21 protein-coding genes, 1 pseudogene and 1 riboswitch are annotated in these 22199 nt (G+C 68.7%); of the genes and pseudogenes, 12 read left to right on the top strand and 10 right to left on the bottom strand.

Going from position 1 to position 22199, the window contains the following annotated elements:
- Positions 1-157 precede the first annotated feature (157 nt).
- From cydB to hisC, 3 genes are all read right to left on the bottom strand, one after another.
- Complete coding sequence (gene cydB, locus OG524_RS18565; RefSeq protein WP_405389716.1) at positions 158-1159, bottom strand: cytochrome d ubiquinol oxidase subunit II; 1002 nt, start codon at positions 1157-1159, stop codon at positions 158-160.
- An 18-nt stretch (positions 1160-1177) separates the two neighbouring features.
- Positions 1178-2689 carry a cytochrome ubiquinol oxidase subunit I gene (locus OG524_RS18560; protein ID WP_405389717.1) on the bottom strand — a complete coding sequence of 504 codons (1512 nt, stop codon included), beginning with the start codon at positions 2687-2689 and terminating at the stop codon, positions 1178-1180.
- Positions 2690-2986: 297 nt separating this feature from the next.
- Positions 2987-4066, bottom strand: coding sequence for a histidinol-phosphate transaminase (gene hisC / locus OG524_RS18555; protein ID WP_405389718.1), 1080 nt, complete (start codon positions 4064-4066; stop codon positions 2987-2989).
- 402 nt (positions 4067-4468) lie between these two features.
- Between hisC and OG524_RS18550 the strand changes: the two genes are divergently transcribed.
- From OG524_RS18550 to OG524_RS18540, 3 genes are all read left to right on the top strand, one after another.
- Positions 4469-5581, top strand: a complete 1113-nt coding sequence (locus tag OG524_RS18550) for a LacI family DNA-binding transcriptional regulator (protein ID WP_037758261.1) — start codon at positions 4469-4471, stop codon at positions 5579-5581.
- Between the two features lie 174 nt (positions 5582-5755).
- Positions 5756-6811 (top strand): metallophosphoesterase, encoded by a 1056-nt coding sequence (locus tag OG524_RS18545; protein WP_405389719.1) that lies wholly within the window; start codon positions 5756-5758, stop codon positions 6809-6811.
- A gap of 181 nt (positions 6812-6992) precedes the next feature.
- Positions 6993-7817 (top strand): hypothetical protein, encoded by an 825-nt coding sequence (locus OG524_RS18540; protein WP_405389720.1) that lies wholly within the window; start codon positions 6993-6995, stop codon positions 7815-7817.
- A 188-nt stretch (positions 7818-8005) separates the two neighbouring features.
- Here OG524_RS18540 and OG524_RS18535 read toward each other — a convergent pair whose 3' ends face one another.
- Positions 8006-8362: a DUF805 domain-containing protein gene (locus OG524_RS18535; RefSeq protein WP_405389721.1), complete on the bottom strand. Its 357-nt coding sequence runs from the start codon at positions 8360-8362 to the stop codon at positions 8006-8008.
- Positions 8363-8711: 349 nt separating this feature from the next.
- Positions 8712-10514, bottom strand: a complete 1803-nt coding sequence (thiC, locus tag OG524_RS18530; protein ID WP_405811120.1) for a phosphomethylpyrimidine synthase ThiC — start codon at positions 10512-10514, stop codon at positions 8712-8714.
- A riboswitch (TPP riboswitch) is annotated at positions 10507-10640 on the bottom strand. It overlaps the preceding gene by 8 nt.
- A gap of 70 nt (positions 10641-10710) precedes the next feature.
- Between thiC and OG524_RS18525 the strand changes: the two genes are divergently transcribed.
- Positions 10711-12066: a YibE/F family protein gene (locus tag OG524_RS18525; RefSeq protein WP_405389723.1), complete on the top strand. Its 1356-nt coding sequence runs from the start codon at positions 10711-10713 to the stop codon at positions 12064-12066.
- Between the two features lie 110 nt (positions 12067-12176).
- On the opposite strand, the gene OG524_RS18520 is transcribed toward OG524_RS18525, so the two are convergent.
- The 4 genes from OG524_RS18520 to OG524_RS18505 all read right to left on the bottom strand — a co-directional run bounded on the left by OG524_RS18520 (position 12177) and on the right by OG524_RS18505 (position 14426).
- Positions 12177-12614, bottom strand: a complete 438-nt coding sequence (locus OG524_RS18520; RefSeq protein ID WP_405389724.1) for an SsgA family sporulation/cell division regulator — start codon at positions 12612-12614, stop codon at positions 12177-12179.
- Between the two features lie 101 nt (positions 12615-12715).
- On the bottom strand, positions 12716-13486 hold the full coding sequence (locus OG524_RS18515; RefSeq protein WP_405389725.1) for an IclR family transcriptional regulator: 771 nt from the start codon (positions 13484-13486) through the stop codon (positions 12716-12718).
- 286 nt (positions 13487-13772) lie between these two features.
- On the bottom strand, positions 13773-13982 hold the full coding sequence (locus OG524_RS18510; RefSeq protein ID WP_405389726.1) for a DUF5326 family protein: 210 nt from the start codon (positions 13980-13982) through the stop codon (positions 13773-13775).
- A 126-nt stretch (positions 13983-14108) separates the two neighbouring features.
- Positions 14109-14426: a cupin domain-containing protein gene (locus tag OG524_RS18505; protein ID WP_355764050.1), complete on the bottom strand. Its 318-nt coding sequence runs from the start codon at positions 14424-14426 to the stop codon at positions 14109-14111.
- Positions 14427-14504: 78 nt separating this feature from the next.
- Here OG524_RS18505 and OG524_RS18500 point away from each other — a divergent pair, with 78 nt between their 5' ends.
- From OG524_RS18500 to OG524_RS18480, 5 genes and pseudogenes are all read left to right on the top strand, one after another.
- Positions 14505-14882, top strand: coding sequence for a phage holin family protein (locus tag OG524_RS18500; RefSeq protein ID WP_405389727.1), 378 nt, complete (start codon positions 14505-14507; stop codon positions 14880-14882).
- A gap of 66 nt (positions 14883-14948) precedes the next feature.
- Entirely contained in the window at positions 14949-16073 is a 1125-nt protein-coding gene (locus OG524_RS18495; protein ID WP_405389728.1) for a cystathionine gamma-lyase, read from the top strand.
- A gap of 253 nt (positions 16074-16326) precedes the next feature.
- Positions 16327-17223, top strand: coding sequence for a LysR family transcriptional regulator (locus tag OG524_RS18490; RefSeq protein ID WP_405389729.1), 897 nt, complete (start codon positions 16327-16329; stop codon positions 17221-17223).
- 52 nt (positions 17224-17275) lie between these two features.
- Entirely contained in the window at positions 17276-17755 is a 480-nt protein-coding gene (locus OG524_RS18485; RefSeq protein WP_405389730.1) for an NUDIX domain-containing protein, read from the top strand.
- Between the two features lie 119 nt (positions 17756-17874).
- Positions 17875-18408: pseudogene (locus tag OG524_RS18480) on the top strand (DUF2269 domain-containing protein).
- 191 nt (positions 18409-18599) lie between these two features.
- Here the strand turns inward: OG524_RS18480 and OG524_RS18475 are convergent.
- Positions 18600-19808 (bottom strand): MFS transporter, encoded by a 1209-nt coding sequence (locus OG524_RS18475; protein WP_405389731.1) that lies wholly within the window; start codon positions 19806-19808, stop codon positions 18600-18602.
- Between the two features lie 143 nt (positions 19809-19951).
- On the opposite strand from OG524_RS18475, the gene OG524_RS18470 reads away from it, so the two are divergent.
- The 3 genes from OG524_RS18470 to OG524_RS18460 all read left to right on the top strand — a co-directional run bounded on the left by OG524_RS18470 (position 19952) and on the right by OG524_RS18460 (position 22153).
- A complete protein-coding gene (locus tag OG524_RS18470; RefSeq protein ID WP_384496168.1) occupies positions 19952-20410 on the top strand; it encodes a MarR family winged helix-turn-helix transcriptional regulator in 459 nt (152 codons plus the stop codon).
- A 51-nt stretch (positions 20411-20461) separates the two neighbouring features.
- A complete protein-coding gene (locus OG524_RS18465; RefSeq protein WP_405389733.1) occupies positions 20462-20914 on the top strand; it encodes a GNAT family N-acetyltransferase in 453 nt (150 codons plus the stop codon).
- 75 nt (positions 20915-20989) lie between these two features.
- Entirely contained in the window at positions 20990-22153 is a 1164-nt protein-coding gene (locus OG524_RS18460) for a winged helix DNA-binding domain-containing protein (RefSeq protein ID WP_405389734.1), read from the top strand.
- Positions 22154-22199 lie beyond the last annotated feature (46 nt).

Raw genomic sequence — 22199 nt, 5'->3', positions numbered from 1 at the left:
TGCCCGGTGAGCGCCTGGACGAGTCCGGCGCTCGTGCGAGTTCGGTGCGGTGCGCGTGCGGCTGAAGCAGGCGTGCGCCTGTGGCAAGCACGCGGCTTCGGCAATCGTGGGAGCTGGGTGCACGCACGGGTTCGGCGCGCGCACCCCGGCTCGTATCTCAGTGCGCGTCGGCGATGTGCTGGGTGCCGATGCGCTTGCGGAACACCCAGTACGTCCAGCCCTGGTACAGCAGCACCACCGGAGTGGCGATGCCGGCACACCAGGTCATGATCTTGAGGGTGTACGGGGTGGACGAGGCGTTGGTGACCGTGAGGTTCCAGGCGTCGTTCAGCGAGGACGGCATGACGTTCGGGAAGAGCGTCAGGAAGAGCATCGCCACGGCCGCCGTGATGGTCAGGCCGGAGAGCGCGAACGACCAGCCCTCACGTCCCGCCGCGATGGCTCCGATCGCCCCCACCAGCGACACCACGGCGATGATCATCGCCAGCAGGCTCCAGCTGTCGCCGTTCTCCGCCTGGGTCCAGATCAGGAAGCCCAGCGCGAGCACGGCGGTGACCGGACCGAGCTTGAGCGCCAGCTTGCGCGCCCGCCCCCGGATGTCACCGACGGTCTTGAGCCCGGCGAACACCGCGCCGTGGAAGGTGAAGAGGGACAGCGTGACCAGCCCGCCCAGGAGGGCGTACGGGTTGAGCAGGTCCCAGAGGTTGCCGACGTACTCCATGTCGGCGTCGATCTTCACACCGCGGACGATGTTCCCGAAGGCCACGCCCCAGAGCAGGGCCGGGATCAGCGAGGTCCAGAAGATCGCGTGCTCCCAGTTGGTCTGCCAGCGCTCCTCGGGTCGCTTGGCCCGGTATTCGAAGGCCACCCCACGCACGATCAGGCAGAGCAGGATGACCAGCAGCGGCAGGTAGAACCCGGAGAACAGCGTCGCGTACCACTCGGGGAACGCGGCGAAGGTCGCGCCGCCGGCACTGAGCAGCCACACCTCGTTCCCGTCCCAGACCGGCCCGATCGTATTGATCAGGACACGCCGTTCCTTGCGGTTGCGGGCGAGCAGCTTGGTCAGGACCCCGATACCGAAGTCGAATCCCTCCAGGAAGAAGTAGCCGGTCCAGAGGACGGCGATGAGCACGAACCAGACGTCGTGGAGTTCCATCTCTCAGCTCCGCTGTTCTCAGTAGGAGAAGGCCATGGGCCGGTCGGCGTCGTCCTCGTCGTGGCCGCCGGTCCTGGTGGGCGGATTGAGGTCGGCCTCCGTGAGTTCGGGTGGCCCGGCCTTGACGTACTTCAGGAGCAGCTTGACCTCGACCACGGCGAGCACCGCGTACAGGGCGGTGAAGATGATCATCGAAGTGAGGACCTCGCCCTGCGAGACGCCGGGGGAGACCGCGTCACGGGTCTGGAACACGCCGTAGACCACCCACGGCTGGCGCCCCATCTCCGTGAAGATCCATCCCCAGGAGTTGGCGATCAGTGGGAAGAGCATGGTCCACAGGGCGGTGAGCCAGTAGAGCTTGGTCAGTTTCGGACTCAGCGCCCTGTTCCTGAAGAGCACCAGGTGCGGCACCTCGTCCTCACCGGTGCGCATCGCCGGCGGCAGCAGGAACTTCCGCCGGGTCAGCCACAGTCCCAGCAGGCCGAGGCCGAAGGACGCCATGCCGAAGCCGATCATCCAGCGGAAGCTCCAGAAGGCGACCGGGATGTTGGGCCGGTAGTCACCCGGGCCGTACGTCTCCACCAGTTGTTCGTTGATGTCGTTGATGCCGGGGACGTACGAGTCGAAGCTGTAGTCCGAGAGGAAGGACAGTATTCCGGGGATGGAGACCTCGACGGTGTTGTGGCCCTTGGCGACGTCACCGACCGCGAAGAGCGAGAAGGGCGCGCCTTCCTCGCCCTCCCACAGCGCCTCGGCAGCGGCCATCTTCATCGGCTGCTGCTCGAACATCACCTTGCCGAGGGTGTCGCCGCTGATGGCCGTGAGCGCGCCCGCGGCCACCACCGTGACCAGTCCCAGGCGCAAGGAGGTCCGCATCACCCGGATGTGCTTCTTGCGCGCCAGGTGGAAGGCGGAGATGCCGACCATGAAGGCGCCGCCGACCAGGAACGCCGCCGTGACGGTGTGGAAGAACTGGGCGAGCGCGGTGTTCTGGGTGAGCACCTGCCAGAAGTCCGTGAGCTCGGCACGGCCGCGTTCCTCGTTGATGCGGTAGCCGACCGGGTGCTGCATCCAGGAGTTGGCGGCCAGGATGAAGAACGCGGAGAGGATGGTTCCGATGGAGACCATCCAGATACAGGCGAGATGGATCTTCTTCGGCAGCTTGTCCCAGCCGAAGATCCACAGCCCGATGAACGTGGACTCGAAGAAGAACGCGATCAGTGCCTCGAAGGCGAGCGGGGCGCCGAAGACGTCACCGACGAACCGCGAGTAGTCGGACCAGTTCATGCCGAACTGGAACTCCTGGACGATGCCGGTGACCACGCCCATGGCGATGTTGATCAGGAAGAGCTTGCCCCAGAACTTCGTGGCCCTGAGGTACTTCTCGTTGTCCGTGCGCACCCAGGCGGTCTGCAGGCCGGCTGTGAGCGCGGCGAGAGAGATCGTCAGTGGGACGAACAGGAAGTGGTAGACGGTGGTGATGCCGAACTGCCATCGAGCCAGAGTCTCTGGTGCCAGCGCTAGATTCACGCCCATTTCTCCTTGCGTCGCCGTGATCACAGCCGCAGCTCGCCCCATCCATTCCCGTTGATCACGGGAGGAAACGGCCCCGCTTGTGAACGCGTTCACATTCACAAGCAATTATGGCGCACACAGATCCGAGGCGTTCGAGCGGGGGGTGGTTTCCGGCCGACCCCGACCGAGCCACCCGAAACCGGACGGCACCGCGCGGCGACGGAAGCGGGCGGCACGACGGCCCCGCACCTCGTCGTCCGAGGTACGGGGCCGTCCATGGCACGGGCGGGCCGGAGGCCGCGCGCATGCGTCCTACAGCTCCTCGCGGTACGCCTCCGCCACCTTCAGGAACAGGTCGTTGGCCTCGGCCTCCCCGACCGTGACCCGCACACCCTCACCGGCGAACGGCCGGACCACCACACCCGCCCGCTCGCACACCCCGGCGAAATCGAGCGTACGGTCGCCGAGCCGCAGCCAGACGAAGTTGGCCTGGGACTCGGGAACGGTCCAGCCCTGCCGCACCAGCCCCTCGTACACCCGGGTGCGCTCGCCCACCAGCGCGCCGACCCGCCCCAGCAGTTCGTCCTCGGCCCGCAGCGAGGCGACTGCGGCGTCCTGCGCGACCTGGCTGACCCCGAAGGGGACGGCAGTCTTGCGCAGCGCCGCGGCCACCGGCTCGTGCGCCACAGCGAAGCCGACCCGGAGGCCCGCCAGGCCGTACGCCTTGGAGAAGGTCCGGAGCACCGCCACATTGGGCCGGTCCCGGTAGATCTCGATGCCGTCCGGCACATCCGCGTCCCGGACGAACTCCTTGTACGCCTCGTCGAGCACCACCAGCACGTCCTTGGGCACCCGGTCCAGGAAGCGCTCCAGCTCCGCCCGGCGCACCACGGTGCCCGTCGGGTTGTTCGGGTTGCAGACGAAGATCAGGCGCGTGCGGTCGGTGATCGCGTCCGCCATCGCGTCGAGGTCGTGCACATCACCGTCGGTCAGCGGCACCTTGACCGACGTGGCTCCGCTGACCTGCGTGATGATCGGGTACGCCTCGAAGGAGCGCCAGGCGTAGATGACCTCGTCACCCGGCCCCGAGGTGGCCTGCAGCAGCTGCTGCGCGACGCCGACCGAACCGGTGCCGGTGGCGAGATGCGCGAGGGGCACCCCGAATCGGTCGGCCAGCTCGTTCATCAGGCCGGTGCACGCCATGTCCGGGTACCGGTTGAAGTGGGCGGCCGCGGCGAGTGCCGACTCCATCACCCCCGGCAGCGGGGGGTACGGGTTCTCGTTGGAGGACAGCTTGAAGGCAACCGGCCCTTCGGCCGACGCCGGCTTCCCCGGCACATAGGCAGGGACGCCGTCCAGCTCGGCGCGCAGCTTGGGGCTCGTCTCGCTCACCGCAGGTCCTCCTCGACCATCCGCACATCAATACTGCTCACCTTATGAGGATTGGGCGCCCCTGCGAATGGCCCGGTGCCGAAATCGTCCTCCATGCGGCGAAGCGCCGGTCGCACGGTGGGCCCGGCCCGGCCTCCGGAGGGGGAGCGCTGCCCGTCCTGTCGCGCGCCGGTGGCTCACTCCGTGGCGCGCATCCCCCGAAAAGGTGAGTTGAGACCTCTTCGAGACATGAACCATTTAGCAGGTTCATGCGCGCCGATGCATGACACATCGGCGTCCAGGCCACCAACGCCCTTGATTTGCAAGGCATTTAGCCTTTAGTGATCATGCAGAAACGTGCCTCTCAATGGGTGCATATGCGCCCGTCCCCACCCCCCACCGGAGCCCTACTATCGGCTCGCCATGACAGCAGCAGGGAAGCACCAGGTGAGCCGGACAGAGACACCCCGGCGCAGCGGCCGGCCGGGACGGGCCGGCATTCGGGATGTTGCCGCAGCGGCCGGAGTCTCCATCACGACTGTCTCCGACGCGCTCAACGGCAAGGGCAGGCTCCCGGATGCCACCCGCCGCCATGTCCGCGAGGTCGCCGAGCGGCTGGGCTATCGCCCGTCCGCCGCGGCCCGAACCCTCCGTACCGGCAAATCGGGGCTCATCGGCCTGACCGTGACCACGTACGGGGACGAACCTTTCACCTTCACCGAATTCGCGTACTTCGCGGAGATGGCGAGAGCCGCCACCTCGGCGGCGCTCGCCCGCGGCTACGCCCTCGTCATCCTGCCCGCCACCTCACGCCACGACGTCTGGTCGAACGTCGCACTCGACGGCACGGTCGTCATCGACCCCTCCGACCAGGACCCCGTGGTCACCGAACTCGTCCGGCAGGGCCTGCCGGTGGTGTCCGACGGCCGCCCGGCCGGGACCCTGCCCGTCACCGCCTGGGTCGACAACGACCACCGGGCGGCCGTACTCGACCTCCTCGACCATCTCGCCGCCGCGGGAGCCCGCCGTATCGGGCTGCTGACCGGCACCACCACCGACACGTACACCCGTCTCTCCACCACCGCCTACCTCCACTGGTGCGAGCGGGTCGGCCAGGATCCGGTCTACGAGTCCTACCCGGCCCACGACCCCTGCGCGGGCGCGGTCGCCGCCGACCGCCTCCTCGCCCGCCCGGACCGCCCTGACGCCGTCTACGGGCTCTTCGACCCCAACGGGACCGACCTCCTGGCCGCGGCCCGCCGCTACGGCCTGCGGGTCCCCGAGGACCTGCTGCTGGTCTGCTGCAGCGAGTCCACCGTGTACGCGTCGACCGAGCCGCCCATCACGACGCTCTCGCTCAAACCGCGCAGGATCGGCACGGCGGTCGTCCAGCTTCTCATCGACGCCATCGAAGGGGTCGAGCACGACGGTCCGGTGGAGCAGGTGATACCGACGGAACTCATCGTCCGGACCTCCTCGCAACGGCGTCCGCCCCGCACCACGGTCAGCGCACCACGCTCACCCGCAGGGGACTGATCGGATTAATCCGGATCAAACGGTTGGTGAACCATGTGTGCGCCCGGATTCACCACCCCTGGTGCGTCACACAGCACGATCCGCATTCCTATGATGGGCGCACGACACCGCGGACCACCTCTACCAGGCACGGCCCGTCAGGTGTACGGCTGCGCGACGGTGGTGGAGGGGTCGATGACTCAGGGGGCCGGTCAGGGACCCGTAGTGCGGACAGCGACGTTGCGCGACTTCCGCGTACCGCCGTATGCGCAGGCGCCGTTGTCGCCCCTGCCGCATCCCGGCAGCGCCTCCGTGGGCGACGAGCCCCCGGAGGGGTACACGCCGACCGCGCGCGATCTTCCGGTGATCAACCGCGGGGACACCGTTCAGGTGCGGACCGTGCCGGAGCCGCGGCCGGTCGCCGACGGTGAGCGCGGGCCGCTGTACGTCGTCGGAGACGTGCACGGCTATCTGGACGAGCTCCTGGCGGCGCTCGGCGAGCAGGGTCTCGTGGACGCCGACGGCCGCTGGGCCGCCGGCAACACCAGGCTGTGGTTCCTCGGCGACTTCACCGATCGCGGTCCGGACGGCATCGGTGTCATCGACCTCGTCATGCGGCTCTCCGCGGAGGCGGCCGCGGCCGGCGGGTACTGCAAGGCCCTGATGGGCAACCACGAGCTGCTGCTCATCGGCGCGAAGAGGTTCGGCGACACCCCGGTGAACTCCGGCGCGGGAACCGCCACCTTCCAGGCCGCCTGGCTGCTCAACGGCGGCCAGAAGACCGACATGGAGCGGCTCCAGGACGTCCACCTCCAGTGGATGGCCCGGCTGGACGCGGTGGTGGAGGAGGACGGGCATCTGCTGATGCACTCCGACACCACGGCGTACCTTGACTACGGGTCCACCATCGAGGACGTCAACGACACGGTGCACGCCATTCTCACGCGGAACGACGCCGACGAGTGCTGGGACCTCTTCCGTAAGCTCACCAAGCGGTTCGCCTTCCGTGACGAGGGCGGTGCCGACGCCGTGCGCGAACTCATGTCGACGTACGGTGGCCGGCGCGTCGTCCATGGTCACAGCCCCATTCCGTATCTTCTCGGCGAGGTCGGATCGGAGGAGGGCGAGGACAGCGCCCGCCCCGCGGTGGACGGTCCGCACGTGTACGCGGACGGGCTGGCCATCGCGATGGACGGCGGAGTGACCATGGCCGGAAAGCTGTTGGTCGTCGAACTTCCCCTGCATGACTGACGAATGCCGGGGAAGACGCATCGCGACCTGACAACGCCGTTTGCTGGGCCTATTTCCGGAAACCCCCTGTCACCCCGTGCGGTAGGCGCTCTACCATCGGCGTATCAGTAGCAGGCTCTCCTCCGTTTCCGCCCGATCGCCCGGCCCACGCGGTCGATCAGGCCCTACGGAGCATCGGGGGATGCAGATGAAAAGCGCTCCGCACCTGCTGGCCGAGGACCGCCCCGAATACGAGCGGATCCTCGCCGACGCGCTGCGTCACGCTCACGAACGCCCGGATCTGGACGGGGTCGGGGACCGGCTCAACACGGAACAGCTGCGGACCATGGCGCTGAACGCCACGGCCCTGATCACCGCGGCCGCCGCCACCGAGTACGAGTACTACGTGAAGGTCCGCGGCGAACTGCGCAGACCGTCGGACCCGACGGACCCCGAGTCCGTCCTCCGGCCCGGCACGGACGAGGCCGACCGGACGGGCGCGGGCACCCTCGCGGTGATCACCGCGCTGGCTCCCGTCCTCGCGGGGACCGCGGCCCTGATATTCCTGCTCGTCGGCTATCTCCTGAAGGCCTTCAGCCCCGCCCTGGCCTTCGCCGGCACCATGGTCGCCGCCGGTTGGTTCTTCGCGGCCGCCGCCGCCGCGGCCATTCTGGTCGCCGCGACAGGACTCCTCGTCACCGCGCTGCGCAACGGTGCCACGGCCCTGTCGGCACCGGACGAGGAGGGCGAGCTGCCCGAGGACGTGGCACGGGCCAGGGAGGCCTGGCGCCACGCCCTGCTGGAGCGCGGCATCCTGCCCTTCCTGCGGGACGCCCTGGCCGACCCGACCGCGGGGCCCGCCGCACGGACCCCGCACCGTTCACCGAACCGCATCCCGAAGATCGGCTACAGCAGTCCGGACTTCTCCGGGCCGCAGGACGGCCCCTCGGCGGGGCCGCGTCCCACCTTCACCAGCCCCGACTTCACCAGTCCGGACTTCGGCGGCCCCGAGCACCGGCCGGAGTGATCCGGCCGGTCGGGTCGGAGCCGGTGCCCGATCCGGGTCCGGAACGGTCACGGCCGGCCGGTCTGTCCGCCCTTCCGGCATCCTGCGTCGGCCCGTACCACCGCCGACGGCAGAGGCCGGGGCAGCTCGCAGCTGCGCCCGGCCTCTGCCGTCGGCGTGCGGTGCTCCGACCCTGTCGGAGCGTCCCGTCAGACTCCCTGCGGAGCCAGCTTGGGGTTGGCGCCGTACTCGTTCGGCTCCTGCGCACCCTCGAGGCACATGAAGACGAGAAGGATGATGCCGCCGACGAGCGGGACGAAGGCGATCAGGAACCACCAGCCGGAGCGACCCGTGTCGTGCAGGCGGCGCACGATGACGGCGAGCGAGGGGACCAGGGTGGCGAGGATGTAGATGCCGTACGGGATCTGGCTCTCGATGGCGACGCCGAGCCCAGCCAGGACCACGGCCACGATCGCGTTGAAGAGCAGGAACATCCAGTACTCCTTGCGGCGCGCACGCCCGCTGAAGCCCGCGTAGTTCTTGAGTACGGCCAGGTACCAGTTCACTGCGATTCCCTCCCCTGGCGCCCCCGTTCGGGACGCACACCTTTTCGGCCAAGCACAGCGGAAGGTAAGGCACGGATAAGGAGCCGGTCAAGCGCAGGAAGACGCCCGGCGAAACGTACATCTACCTGCCGCACTTCCGTGTCCTTACCGTCTCCGAACACCGCCTGAAACCAAGGCAGGACAGGGTCTAACGCCTCAAATAGGCCATTGACAACGCGATCCGGGATTTATGCGTACAGCTCGATGAACAGCCCAACGGCGCTGTCCCCGGGGCATGTTGCCCAGGACAGCACCGTTGAACACACCCACGCGCACCCCGCCCGGCGGACGCCTGACGGACGCGCCGGACTCAGTCCGCGATCGGCAGGTAGACCCTGTTGCCGGCCGCCGCGAACTCCTTGGACTTCTCCGCCATCCCCGCCTCGATGTCGGCCTGTTCGTCCCCGTGCTCCCGCCGGATGTCGTGGGAGATCTTCATCGAGCAGAACTTGGGGCCGCACATCGAGCAGAAGTGCGCGGTCTTCGCCGGCTCGGCAGGCAGCGTCTCGTCATGGAACTCCCGTGCCGTGTCCGGGTCGAGCGCCAGGTTGAACTGGTCCTCCCAGCGGAACTCGAACCGGGCGTCCGACAACGCGTCGTCCCACTCCTGCGCCCCGGGGTGCCCCTTGGCGAGGTCCGCCGCGTGTGCGGCGATCTTGTAGGTGATGACGCCCGTCTTCACGTCGTCCCGGTTGGGCAGCCCCAGGTGCTCCTTGGGCGTGACATAGCAGAGCATCGCCGTACCCCACCAGGCGATCATGGCCGCACCGATGCCCGAGGTGATGTGGTCGTACGCGGGCGCGACATCGGTGGTCAGCGGGCCGAGCGTGTAGAACGGCGCCTCCTCGCAGATCTCCTGCTGGAGGTCGATGTTCTCCTTGATCTTGTGCATCGGGACGTGCCCGGGGCCCTCGATCATCGTCTGGACACCGAACCGCTTGGCCACGGAGTTGAGCTCGCCGAGCGTCCGCAGTTCGGCGAACTGCGCCTCGTCGTTGGCGTCGGCGATGGACCCGGGGCGCAGTCCGTCACCGAGCGAGTACGTCACGTCGTAGGCCGCGAGAATCTCGCAGAGCTCCTCGAAGTGCTCGTAGAGGAACGACTCCTTGTGATGCGCGAGGCACCACGCCGCCATGATCGAGCCACCGCGGGAGACGATGCCGGTCTTGCGACGGGCGGTCAGCGGGACGTACGGAAGACGGACACCGGCGTGCACCGTCATGTAGTCGACGCCCTGTTCGGCCTGCTCGATGACGGTGTCCTTGTAGATCTCCCAGGTCAGTTCCTCCGCCCGGCCGTCGACCTTCTCGAGGGCCTGGTAGAGGGGAACGGTGCCGATGGGCACGGGGGAGTTGCGCAGGACCCACTCACGGGTGGTGTGGATGTTGCGGCCGGTGGACAGGTCCATGACCGTGTCGGCACCCCACTTGGTGGCCCACGTCATCTTGTCCACCTCCTCCTCGATGGAGGAAGTGACCGCGGAGTTGCCGATGTTCGCGTTGACCTTCACCAGGAACCGCTTACCGATGATCATCGGCTCGATCTCCGGGTGGTTGACGTTGGCCGGCAGGACCGCCCGGCCCGCCGCGATCTCCTCACGCACGACCTCCGGTCCGATGTTCTCCCGGATCGCCACGTACTCCATCTCCGGGGTGATCTCCCCCCGGCGGGCGTACGCGAGCTGCGTGACCGGCTGTCCGTCGCGGCTGCGGCGAGGCTGCCGGGGGCGGCCGGGGAAGACCGCGTCGAGGTTGCGCAGGCCACCTCGCGGGGAGGTGTGCTTGAGCCCGTCGTCCTCGGGACGCGCGGGCCGGCCCGCGTACTCCTCGGTGTCCCCGCGCGCGATGATCCAGTTCTCCCGCAGTGGGGCGAGACCGCGGCGGACATCGGTCTCGGTGGTGGGATCGGTGTACGGCCCCGACGTGTCGTACAGCGTCACGTCCTTGCCGTTGGTCAGGTGCACCTGACGGACCGGCACCCGGAGGTCCGGGCGCGAGCCCTGGACGTATCCCTTGTGCCAGCCGATGGACTTCCCGGCCTCGCCGTCCGCCGCAATCCGGTCGTTCTGCGCATTCTGCTTCGAGGCAGGCGTACGTGCGTCCGCTGTGGTCATGAGACCTACTCCCTACGCCGGCATTACCCGGTAACAGGTTCGTCGGTCGGCGCAGCGTGTCCCGTACGGATGTACGGAGGTCAGCGCCCTCTCAGCCCGGTGCTCCGAGCTCCCGCGTGTGCAAAGGTGACCCCACGCTAGCGTCCCTTCTGGCGTGCTGGCCAGAGGGCCTCCCCGTTGTTGGGATGATCGCCGGGTGACGTCCCCCCGAAGCGCCCCCGAACCCCACGGCCCCGCATCCGGCAGCACCGAGAGTCATGCGCACGGCCACTCACACAGCCACGGCCCTGCCGCGCCCGTGTCCAAGCACCTGCGCAAGGTCATCGCGGCCGTGCTGATCCCGTTCGCCACCGCGGTCCTCGTCGGTCTCGTGGCGTTCTGGCCCGGCGGCACCCCCGACCACGAGCGCACCGGCGTCGGTTTCGACCGGCAGACCCAGGACGGCAAGGTGGTGAAGGTCGTCGACGTCGACTGTGCGGCCGTGAACGCCGCTCAGGTGCCACCGACCGGCGACACCTCGACGCCCTCGGGGCGCGAGGCCGTCAACGAGCAGTCGGGGGAGTGCAAGAAGGCCACGGTCGAGGTGACGACCGGTGACGAGAAGGGCCGTACGTTCGTCGAAGTCATCCAGCCCGACGCCCCCAGGCAACTGCGGGAGGGACAGGGAGTGGTCGTGGCGTACGCGCCCGACGCGCCCCGCGACCTGCAGTACTCGGTGACGGATGTGGACCGCTCGGTCCCGATGGCCCTGCTGGCGGGCCTCTTCGCACTCGCGGTGATCGTGGTGGGCAGGATGCGCGGGCTGATGGCACTGATCGCGCTGGCGGTGTCGTTCGCCGTGCTGACCCTGTTCATCCTGCCGGCGATCCTGCAGGGTTCGAACCCGCTGGTGGTGGCGGTGATCGGGGCCAGCGCCATCATGCTGATCGCGCTCTACACCTGCCACGGGCTGAGCGCCCGCACGTCCGTCGCCGTCATCGGGACGCTCATCTCCCTGCTGCTGATCGGGCTGCTGGGTTCATTCTTCACCGGCTGGGCGGGCCTCAGCGGCAACACGGACGACAACACCGGTCTGATCCACGGCCTGTATCCGGAGATCGACATGAGCGGCCTGCTGCTGGCCGGCATCATCATCGGCTCGCTCGGTGTGCTCGACGACGTGACCGTCACCCAGACGTCGGCGGTCTGGGAACTGCACCAGGCGGACCCGGCGATGGGCGTACGCGGCCTCTACCGGGCGGGCATCAGAATCGGCCGTGACCACATCGCCTCGGTCGTCAATACGCTCGTCCTCGCCTACGCGGGCGCGGCGCTGCCCCTGCTGCTGCTCTTCTCGATCGCCCGGAGCAGTGTCGGGACGGTGGCCAACAGCGAGCTGGTCGCGATGGAGATCGTCCGGACCCTGGTCGGATCGATCGGGCTGGTCGCCTCGGTGCCGGTGACGACGGTGCTCGCGGCCCTGGTGGTCTCCGCGGACCGCACGGGGCTCGGCGCGGAAGCCGGAGCTCCTGCACCCGTGCGGACCGGGAGGGGCCGACGCCGTAAGGCATGAAAGCGGACGCCGGACACACATCCCGGATCGCCGTTCGCCGTGGTCCGCCGCCCGGACGAAGGGCTTGCTCGGCCGAGGATCCCATGCCCTCGGCCAGGGCTCCCCGTTCGTCAGCCGGCGTTCTGCTCCTTGGCGAGGATGCGGCCGAGAGCCTCTTCGAGGCTGCCGTCGAAGTCACCCAGCGTGTGCTCCTGTCCCAGTGGCACCAGCTTGTCCGTCCGGTCGAGGAACGCCACGAGGGGGGCCGTGCCTGCGCGGAAGAGCGCACGGTCCGTGCCGACCTGGAGGCGGATGTGTACGTCCGAGAGCCCTTCGGGCTCGGTCGGACCGATGTGCACATCACCGTCGCCGCTCGGGCTGTTGAGACCGTCGAGCAGCAGCTCACGGCCGAATGCCCAGGTGACGGGGGCGTCACCGGGCAGGTGGAAGGTCATCCGGATCGCGTACGGATCGCTCACCTCGTACCGGAGCTCCACCGGAATACGGAACGAAAGCTCCTCGGAGACGAGGAAGCTCATCATGACCTCTGCTTGAACCGACTCGCGCATCGTTCAACCCCGCAGTAGATGAATCTGGCCAGGAATGATCCCCCATGGCCCTATTGACGCCATCGTGGTGCACGCGATAGCAGATCACAAGGAGTGATTTTTCAGATACTGATAGAGAACACGAACGAGCGCAAGAGGGTAGTCACTTCGCAGCGTAGTTGTTCGACTGCGGCGAGCAACCGTTCCTCTTGGTCCAGGGGTAGCGAAACAGCCATCGCCGCCACGGCGGGACCCACAGTGATCGGAATGGCCGCACAGACCGTTCCCAGCACGTATTCCTGTCGCTCGATGACAGGTTCCGTACGTTTCATCGATCGGAGCCGGTCGAGGAACATGTCACGGTCCCGCACGGAGTAGCGCGTCAGCTGTTGGACCGGGTGCCGGTCCAGATAGTCCTCGCGCGCCTTCTCGTCGAGCTGGGCCAGCAGGCACTGCCCAAGCGCGTGGGCATGGCCCGTCTCCCTGAAGGAGGCCCACTCGTCCACGGCGGGAGCGGCGGGCGTATCGGCCACCGCGATGATCTCGATCTCCCCCTCCCTGAAGAGGGCGCAGTACACAGGCGTACCGATGACGTCCGCCCAGTGCGCGAGCGAGTCGACGATCACACCGGGGCGGGCGATCGGCGGCCTGCCACCGGCCAGGCGCTCGGCAGCGGCGCCGAACAGGAAGACGCCGTTCTCCCTGCGGAGATAGCCCTCATGGGTCAGGGTGCGCAGCAGGTGGTAGGCCGTGGGAAGGGGAAGCCCCGCTTCCCGCGCGAGCTGTTTCGCGGGCGCCCCGTCCCGATGGGTGCCCACAGCCTCCAGCAGCCTCAACGCCCGTTGAACCGAACCGATCAACGTCGGGGCAGCGGGACTCGATGCCGTGGTCACAGGTCACCCCCAGGCATGGTGACGGGCGTTCAGCCCTCCCGCGGGGGCCGCCCCCGCGGGCCCGCCGCGAGCCTGAGGTCCGGAGACCGGACGGTCGCACAAACCACTGAGCAGATTGGTGACGGACCGTCACTTCTCAGCTGGCGGCAGCGGTACGCCACTGTATCGGCACGTTCCGTCACGAGTGAGGTTTCGTCCTGGACTTAACTCAGCTGGGCTAATCGCCATATCGCCGGACTGCCGTCCACCCGTCGGACCGTGCGTGATCCGGCGTCCGCCCGCGTTGCTACCAGTCGCTGCGGGAGGACGACGCCATGAACTTCCGTACGAGGAAGACCACACCACCGACCAGCACGACGAAGATCAGCACCTTGAACAGCAGACCGATGACGAACCCGACCACGCTGGCGATCAGACCGCCGAACACGACGATCGCGATGAGAGGCACCGCGACCCACTTCACCCACCAGGGCATCCCCGCGAAAATCTCCCGCACGGCCATCGCCTTACCTCGTCTCTGTGAGTTCCTGCCTCGATGCTAAAGGCGTCGGGCGGGCCGGCGGAGAGCCGGTAGCCCTTGAAGTCCCCTGATCGATCCCCTAGGGAACGCCGCCCGCGCGGCTCAGCCCTCCGGCGGGGAGAAGACCACCATCACCCGGAGGTCCTCGGTGATGTGGTGGAACTTATGGGCGGCACCGGCGGGTACGTACACGACGCTCCCCCTTCCCACCTGCGTGGTCTCCGTCCCGACCGTGATCGAGGCCCGGCCGCTGACGACGAAGTAGACCTCGTCCTGGTTGTGCGGCTGCTGGGGGTCGAGCTCACCGGCGTCCAGCGCGTACAGGCCGACGGACATGTTGCGTTCCCGCACGAACTGCAGATAGGCACCGTCGTTGGCGGCGCGCTCCGCCTCCAGCTCGTCCAGTCTGAATGCCTTCATCGTCGGTCCGCTCCTCGTGCTGTTTCTCGTCTGTACTGCCGGTGTCCGCCACCGATCACGTCTGCAACGATCAGACACATGAAGAATTTCGTAGTCAAGACGATCGCCAACGCGGGTGCGCTGGCCGTGGCCATCTGGCTGCTCGCCGACATCACGCTGTCCGGCGGCGACACGGGCCGCAAGGTGCTCACCCTGCTCGTGGTGGCGCTGCTGTTCGGCCTGGTGAATTTCGTCGTCAAGCCGGTGGTCCAGCTCCTCACCCTCCCCCTCTTCATCCTGACGCTCGGCCTGATCACCTTGGTGGTCAACGCCCTGATGCTGATGCTGACCTCATGGCTGGCCGGTCTCTTCGACCTGAGCTTCCATGTCGAAGGCTTCTGGACCGCGGTCCTGGGCGGCCTGATCATCTCCGTCGTCTCCTGGGCGCTGAACGTCGTGCTCCCCGACGAGGACTGATCCACCCCTTACTGACACAGTGCGTTCCGGACCGGTGAGAGCCGGAGAGAGAAGCGAGGACACGGCATGAGCACCATGGGCGACGGAACACGGGCGGTACGCGCGGGACTGCCCGAACCGGAGCAGTACGGACCCACGCTGCCCGGCCCCGTCTTCGCCGCGCACTTCCATCTGTCCGGCGAACCCGTCGGCCCCTACACCTACGGCCGGGAGACGAACCCGACGTGGACCCACCTGGAACGGGCCATCGGCGAACTGGAGGCCCCGGGGGAGCAGGTCGAGACCACGGTCTTCGCCTCCGGGATGGCTGCCGTCTCCGCGGTGCTGCTGTCCGTGGCCCGCACCGGCGACATCGTGGTGCTGCCCGACGACGGCTACCAGGCACTCCCCCTGGTGCGGGAACAGCTGGAGGCGTACGGCGTCGAGGTGCGGACCGCCCCCACCAGGGGCGATGCCCAGCTGGAGGCACTCGACGGAGCGAAGCTCCTGTGGATCGAAACGCCCTCCAACCCGGGACTCGACGTCTGTGACGTGCGCCGGCTGGTGGAGGCGGCGCACGCGGCGGGCGTCCTGGTCGCCGTCGACAACACCCTGGCCACACCTCTCGGTCAGCGTCCGCTGGAGCTGGGGGCGGACTTCTCGGTGGCCAGTGACACCAAGGGCATGACCGGCCACGGAGACATCCTGCTCGGCCATGTGACGTGCCGGGATCCGCAGCTGTCCGCCGGTGTACGGCGCTGGCGGAAGGTCGTCGGCGCCATTCCCGGGCCGATGGAGGCCTGGCTCGCACACCGTTCGCTGTCCACCCTGCAACTGCGCGTCGACCGGCAGTGCTCGACCGCGCTGGTGCTCGCCGAGGCCCTGTCCCAGCGCACGGAAGTGGCGGGGCTGCGGTACCCGGGGCTGCCCGACGACGCCTCGTACCCGACCGCGGTGCGGCAGATGCGGCGCTTCGGCTCCGTGGTCTCCTTCGTGCTGGCGGACAAGGCGACCGCCGAGCGCTTCCTGGCCGGACTGCGGCTGGTCGACGACGCGACGAGCTTCGGCGGCGTACGGTCCACCGCCGAGCGCCGCGCCCGCTGGGGCGGGGACGCCGTGCCGGAGGGCTTCATCCGCTTCTCGGTCGGCGCCGAGGACCCGGCGGACCTGCTTGCGGACGTGGAACGCGCCCTGGACGAGGCCGTCCGCTGACGGCGGGCACTCCTCGGTCCGGCAGGACCGGTCCGGGACGGGCGTCCCCGTCGACCGGACCGGTCCTGCTCGGGACGGGCGGTCCGAGTCTCCCCCCTCATGACTCGGACCACCCCGGTTCCTTGCGCGAAGAACCGCCTGGACAAGGCTAGTTGACTCAGCGTCAGTGTCCAATCACAGTAGCGGCAGCCACCTATCGACATATTTATGGTTGTTCGGTTCCGAAGCGTCGCGCGAGAGGGAGGGGCGAACCATGGACCTGGCGCTGTTACGCACCTTCGTCACGGTGCACCGGGCCGGATCATTCACCCGGGCCGCGGCTCTCCTCGGGCTGTCCCAGCCCGCCGTCACCTCGCAGATACGCACACTGGAACGGCAGCTGGGCCGGCCGCTCTTCCTGCGCAGGGCCCGTGGCGTGACCCCGACCACGGTGGGCGACGAGCTCGCGCACCGGGCCGCACCCCACCTGGACGCGCTGATCGAGATCGCCGAGGCCGGGCTCGGCGACGACTCGGGCGTCCGGACCCTGCATCTGGCCGGTCCCCCGGAGTTCACCGCCGTACGCGCGCTGCCCGCGCTCACCCCGCTGATCGCCCAGGGGTTGGCACTGCGCAGCACGTTCCTCGCGAATGCAGAGGACGCGCTGGAAGGGCTGGCCGCCGGGCACCATGATCTGGCCATCACCACGGCACGTCCGCGGGGCGGACTGCTCACATCGACCACCCTCTGCGACGAGGAACACGTGCTGGTCGCCGCGCCCCGCTGGGCCGGACGCCTGAGCCCGGGAACGCTGCGCCACAAGGGCTCGGTGGTTCTGGAGCAGCTGCCCGTCGTCGAGGTGCACGAGAGCCTCCCCCTGGTCTCCCGCTACTGGTCCGCCGTGTTCGACAGCAGGCCCGCCGCGTCCGCCACCGTGATCGCACCCGATCTCCGTGCGGTCCTGGAGTGCACGGCGGCAGGGGCGGGTCTCGCCGTGCTGCCGCGCTATCTCTGCGAGCACGCGCTGGAGCGGGGCGAAGTCGTGGCACTGCTCGACCCTCCGGTGCCGCCCCTGCGGACGTATTTCCTCGTCGTGAGGACCGGCACCATGGCCCTCCCGCACATTGCGCGGGCGCACGAATGGCTGGTGCGTGCTGCCGTCGACTGGTGACCGATCGGCCTGTAAGAGTTTCAGACCGGCTTTCCTGGGCCACTCTCTTGCCATGACCGAACGTCCTGTGGTCAAGCGCACCGCACGCGCCGTCCTGCTCGACGGCGATGACCTCATCCTGATCAAGCGCAGCAAGCCCGGGGTCGATCCGTACTGGATCACACCGGGCGGCGGGGTCGAGCCGGAGGACGCCACCGTCATCGACGCCCTGCACCGCGAGGTCGACGAGGAGCTCGGCGCCAAGATCGTCGATGTCGTGCCCTGTTTCGTCGACACCGTGGAACACATCGCGGGCGGCGGGGTGAAGGGCGTGAAGGTGCAGCACTTCTTCGTCTGCCGGCTCGAGTCGATGGATCCGTCCCGGCGGCACGGCCCTGAGATCGACGAACCCTGCGGGGAGTACGAGATCGTGCGCGTGCCGTTCAGCCGGGTCGGCATCGCGGCCGTGCATCTGGTGCCGCTGTCCTTGCGTCACTATCTGGACGGCAACATCGAGGGAGTACGGGCGATGCACGCGCCCGACCTGGGCTGAGAGGCCATTCGGCACAGCCGGGCACCGCCGCCCCGTATGCCTGCTACTCCGGGGCCGGAACACACGGATACTCCCGTTGTCGGATGACCGCCCGTCCCGCGCTTGGCACCGTGTTTCACGTGAAACCACTGAAGCGCCCCGTTCGCCGCAGCATCCTCGTCGCTCATGTCGCCGTGTCCGTGAGCCGGCTGGGCCTCACCGTGGGGCTCCTGGCTCTCGGGTTCACCGCGTTCCTCACCGGTGATCCCACGCCGGCCCAGGCCGCCACCCGAGCCATGAAGGTCTTCGGTGACTGGCTCGTGGTGCCGGTGGCCCTGCTGTACTCGTCAGTGGTCTGGTGCTGGCGCTCGGCACGCCCTGGGGGCCGGCCAGGCACCGCTGGGTCTGGACGAAGTTCTGGCTGAGCTGATCGCTGCGGGCCTGTCGGTCTTCTCGCTGCGCCCAGGCATCGATGACGCCGCGGCCCGGGGCGCCGCGGACATCGATCTGGTCATCGCCCCCTCGGTCGCCACGCCACCTATCTCTTCATCACCGCGATCTCGGCGCTGAAGCCCTGGGGGCCGACCCGCAGGGGCAGACGCCTGCGCGTCTCGGCCGGCGCAGGTGGGCCGGCCGGTGCTGTGGGCGGGAGGCCGTCGCGTACGACGGCCTGATGTGGCGTGGCACGACATGGTGGCGCGGTACGACACGTGGCACGGTACGACGCCTTCGCATGACGAGGCAGGGACGCGGTGTGGCGTCTCGCGACGGGGTGCGGCCCACACCGCACGGCCGGCCGAGGGTCTCGGCCGGCCGTGCGGTGTGGGGCAACGGGGGCAACGGCGGCACCGGGGGGCAACGAGGGTCAGTGCCGAGCGGCGGCGGCCGCAGGTTCGGCGACCGGTTCGGCGATCAGCCGGTCGCGGCTGACCGTACGGCGCTCCAGCGCACCGGAGAGCAGCGCGAGGAGCAGCGCCGAGGCCGCGAGCACGGCACCGACCCAGTTGGGCGCGGTGTAGCCGAAGCCGGCTGCGATGACCATGCCGCCGAGCCAGGCCGCCAGCGCGTTCCCGAGGTTGAAGGCTCCGATGTTGACGGCCGAGGCCAGCGTGGGCGCACCCGCCGCCTGGTCGAGGACGCGCTTCTGGAGCGGCGGTACGGTCGCGAAGCCCAGGCCTCCGATGAGGACGATGGTGACCGCGGCGGCGATCTTGTCGTGTGCCGTCAGGGTGAACAGGGCCAGGACGACGGCGAGAGCGCCGAGGGAGACGTACAGCATCGGCATCAGACGGCGGTCGGCGAACTTGCCGCCGAGCAGGTTGCCGCCGACCATGCCGAGGCCGAAGAGGACGAGCAGCCAGGTGACGGAGGACGGCGCGTAGCCGGCGGTGTCGGTCATCATCGGAGTGATGTAGGTGATCGCCGCGAAGACACCGCCGAAACCCAGAACGGTCATCGCCATGGCGAGCAGCACCTGTACGTTGCGGAACGCGGCCAGCTCGTGCCGGATCCGTACCCCCTCTGCCTTGGGCTGCTCGGGGACGAGCTTCGCCACACCGAGAAGGCCGAGGACTCCGAGACCGGCGACGATGAAGAACGTGATCCGCCAGCCGACACTCTGGCCGATGAAGGTCCCGAGCGGGACCCCGACGACGTTGGCGACGGTGAGACCGGTGAACATCATGGCGATGGCACCCGCCTTCTTCTCCGGAGCGACCAGATCGGCGGCGACCACCGAGCCGATGCCGAAGAAGGCTCCGTGCGCGAGCGAGGCGACGACGCGTCCGACGAGCATCACCTCGAAGACCGGGGCGATCGCGGAGATCACGTTCCCCACGATGAACAGCCCCATCAGGAACATCAGCATGCGCTTGCGGGTGACGCGCGTGCCCAGCACGGTCATCAGCGGAGCGCCGAGGACCACCCCAAGGGCGTAGCCGGTGACCAGAAAGCCTGCGGTCGGGATCGAGACCTGGAAGTCCGCCGCAACATCGGGGAGCAGCCCCATGATCACGAACTCGGTGGTTCCGATACCGAATGCCCCAATGGCGAGGGCGAGGAGCGCGAGCGGCATGGGTTTCACCTTCCCTGAAGATTGCGTCTGCACCTTACGAGCGTGCACAATAATTGCAAACGCTGACTAATTGCAAGCGCGGGCTATTGCGCGTGTGCCCTATCCTGGACGCAAGCAGCTCCCGTACGGAGGAGAGAAGACAGATGACAGCGACAGATCCCGCACTGACCGCCCTCTCCCAGAGCTGGTGCGCCCTCTCCTTGCTCCACGGGAAGATCGAGGCCGACATCGAGCGGGCTCTGCAGTCCCGTCACGGCCTCAGCGTGCGTGAGTACTCGCTGCTCGACGTCCTGAGTCGCCAGCACAGCGGTACGGGCGGACACCTCCAGATGAAGCAGGTCGCGGACGCCGTGGTCCTCAGCCAGAGCGCCACCACCCGACTGGTGACCCGGCTCGAGGACCGCGGGCTGCTCACCCGGTACCTGTGCGACACGGACAGGCGGGGCATCTACACCGATGTCACGGAAGCCGGTCTGGCGCTGCTGGACGAGGCCAGGCCCACCAACGACACCGCCCTGCGCGCCGCCCTCGACGAAGCGGCCAAGAACCCGGAGCTGGCCCCGCTCGTCCGCACGGTCGAAGCGCTCAACGTCCCCGCCTGAGGAAGCGCTCGAGGCCCCGCCCGAGCCGGCCGATTGCGTAGTCTGCCGATCATGAGCGATCTCGAGATACGCCCCGCCGCCCTCAACGACATTCCGGCCGTCGTGGCCATGCTCGCCGATGACCCGCTCGGCTCCCGGCGCGAGTCACCGGAGGATCTCTCCCCGTACGAGGCCGCGTTCCGGCGCCTGGCCGACGACCGGAACCAGCACCTCGTCGTCGCCGTGCGCGAGGAGCGCGTCGTGGGAACCCTGCAGCTCACGGTCATTCCCGGGCTGTCCCGGCGCGGTGCGACCCGCTCGATCATCGAGGGCGTCCGCGTCCACGCCGATGAGCGCGGCGGCGGTCTCGGCACCCAGCTGATCCAATGGGCCGTCGACGAATCCCGCCGCCAGGACTGCCAGTTGGTGCAGCTGACGTCCGATGCCACCCGTACGGACGCCCACCGCTTCTACGAGCGGCTCGGCTTCACCGCCAGCCATGTGGGATTCAAGCTCACGCTCTGAGACCTGGAAGGCCTCCCAGGTCCTCCAGGCAGCCCTGAGGTGTTCCGGGACACTCGACAGCGAGGAGAGGAAACCATGCACCGCATCGACGACGAGCAGCGCCGGACAAGGCTCGGCAGACGACACCTTCTGGCCCCGTCCGAGCGGGCCGCCTCCGTCGTGACGGTGGCCGACGCGGTGGTCGCCCTGCACGCCACCGACGCGGCCACGCTCTACCTCTCCGTATGCGCCCGGCTGTCCGAACCGGGTGTCGCGACGGTGGAGCGTTCCCTCTACGAGGACGTCTCGCTGGTGCGCCTGCTCTCCATGCGGAACACCCTGTTCACCGTGTCCACGGATGTCGCCCCCCTCGTGGACGTCTCGAACGCCCGGGCCGTGGCGGCCAAGGAGCGCCGCACCTTCCTCAAACACCTGAGGGAGGACGGCAACGGGCTGGACGAATCCTGGCTCACCGAAGTCGAGCGGGCGACACTCGCCGCCCTCTCCGAACGGGGCCGCGCCACGGGGAGCGAGCTCTCCACAGCCGTTCCTGCGCTGCGTACGAAGATCACCGTCTTCCCGGGCACCAAGCAGGAGACGGTCCAGGGCGTCACGTCCCGGGTCATCCGCCTGCTGGCCGCCGACGGGCGCATCCGGCGGGACAAGCCGCGCGGTTCCTGGACCTCCAGCCAGTTCCGATGGACGGCCGCCACCCCGTGGCCCGCGGCGGAGCCGGCCGACGCACGGACGGAGATGGCCCTGCGCTGGCTCCGGTCGTACGGTCCGGCGACCGAGGCCGACCTCAAGTGGTGGACCGGCTGGGGCGTCCGGGAGACACGTCAGGCGCTGGCCGCCGCCGGTGCGGAGGAGGTACTGCTCGACAGCGGTGCCACCGCCTGGGTCGCGCCGGGGGACCTGGCTCCCGAACCGCCCCTGGAGCCCTGGGCGGCACTGCTGCCCGGTCTCGACCCGAGCGCGATGGGCTGGACGGACCGCGGCTTCCATCTGCCGGCAGGTCACCGTGCGGCGCTCTTCGACCGCGCCGGCAACATCGGTCCGACCGTGTGGTGGAACGGCGCGGTCGTGGGCGGCTGGGCGCAGCAAGCGGACGGCGAGCTGGTGTGGCGGCTGCTGTCCGACGTGGGCCGGGACGCCACCCGCCACATCGAGGCGGAGGCCTCCCGGCTGTCGGCCTGGGTGGGCGAAGCCCGGATCACTCCACGCTTCCGCACCCCGCTGGAGCGCGAGCTGACCGCCTGAACGGTCCGCAGTCACGTCGTGGTTTCACGTGAAACAACGACGCGAC

It is taken from the genome of Streptomyces sp. NBC_01520, assembly GCF_045040375.1.
GTDB lineage: Bacteria > Actinomycetota > Actinomycetes > Streptomycetales > Streptomycetaceae > Streptomyces.
This window is presented reverse-complemented; position numbering and strand designations above follow the sequence as displayed.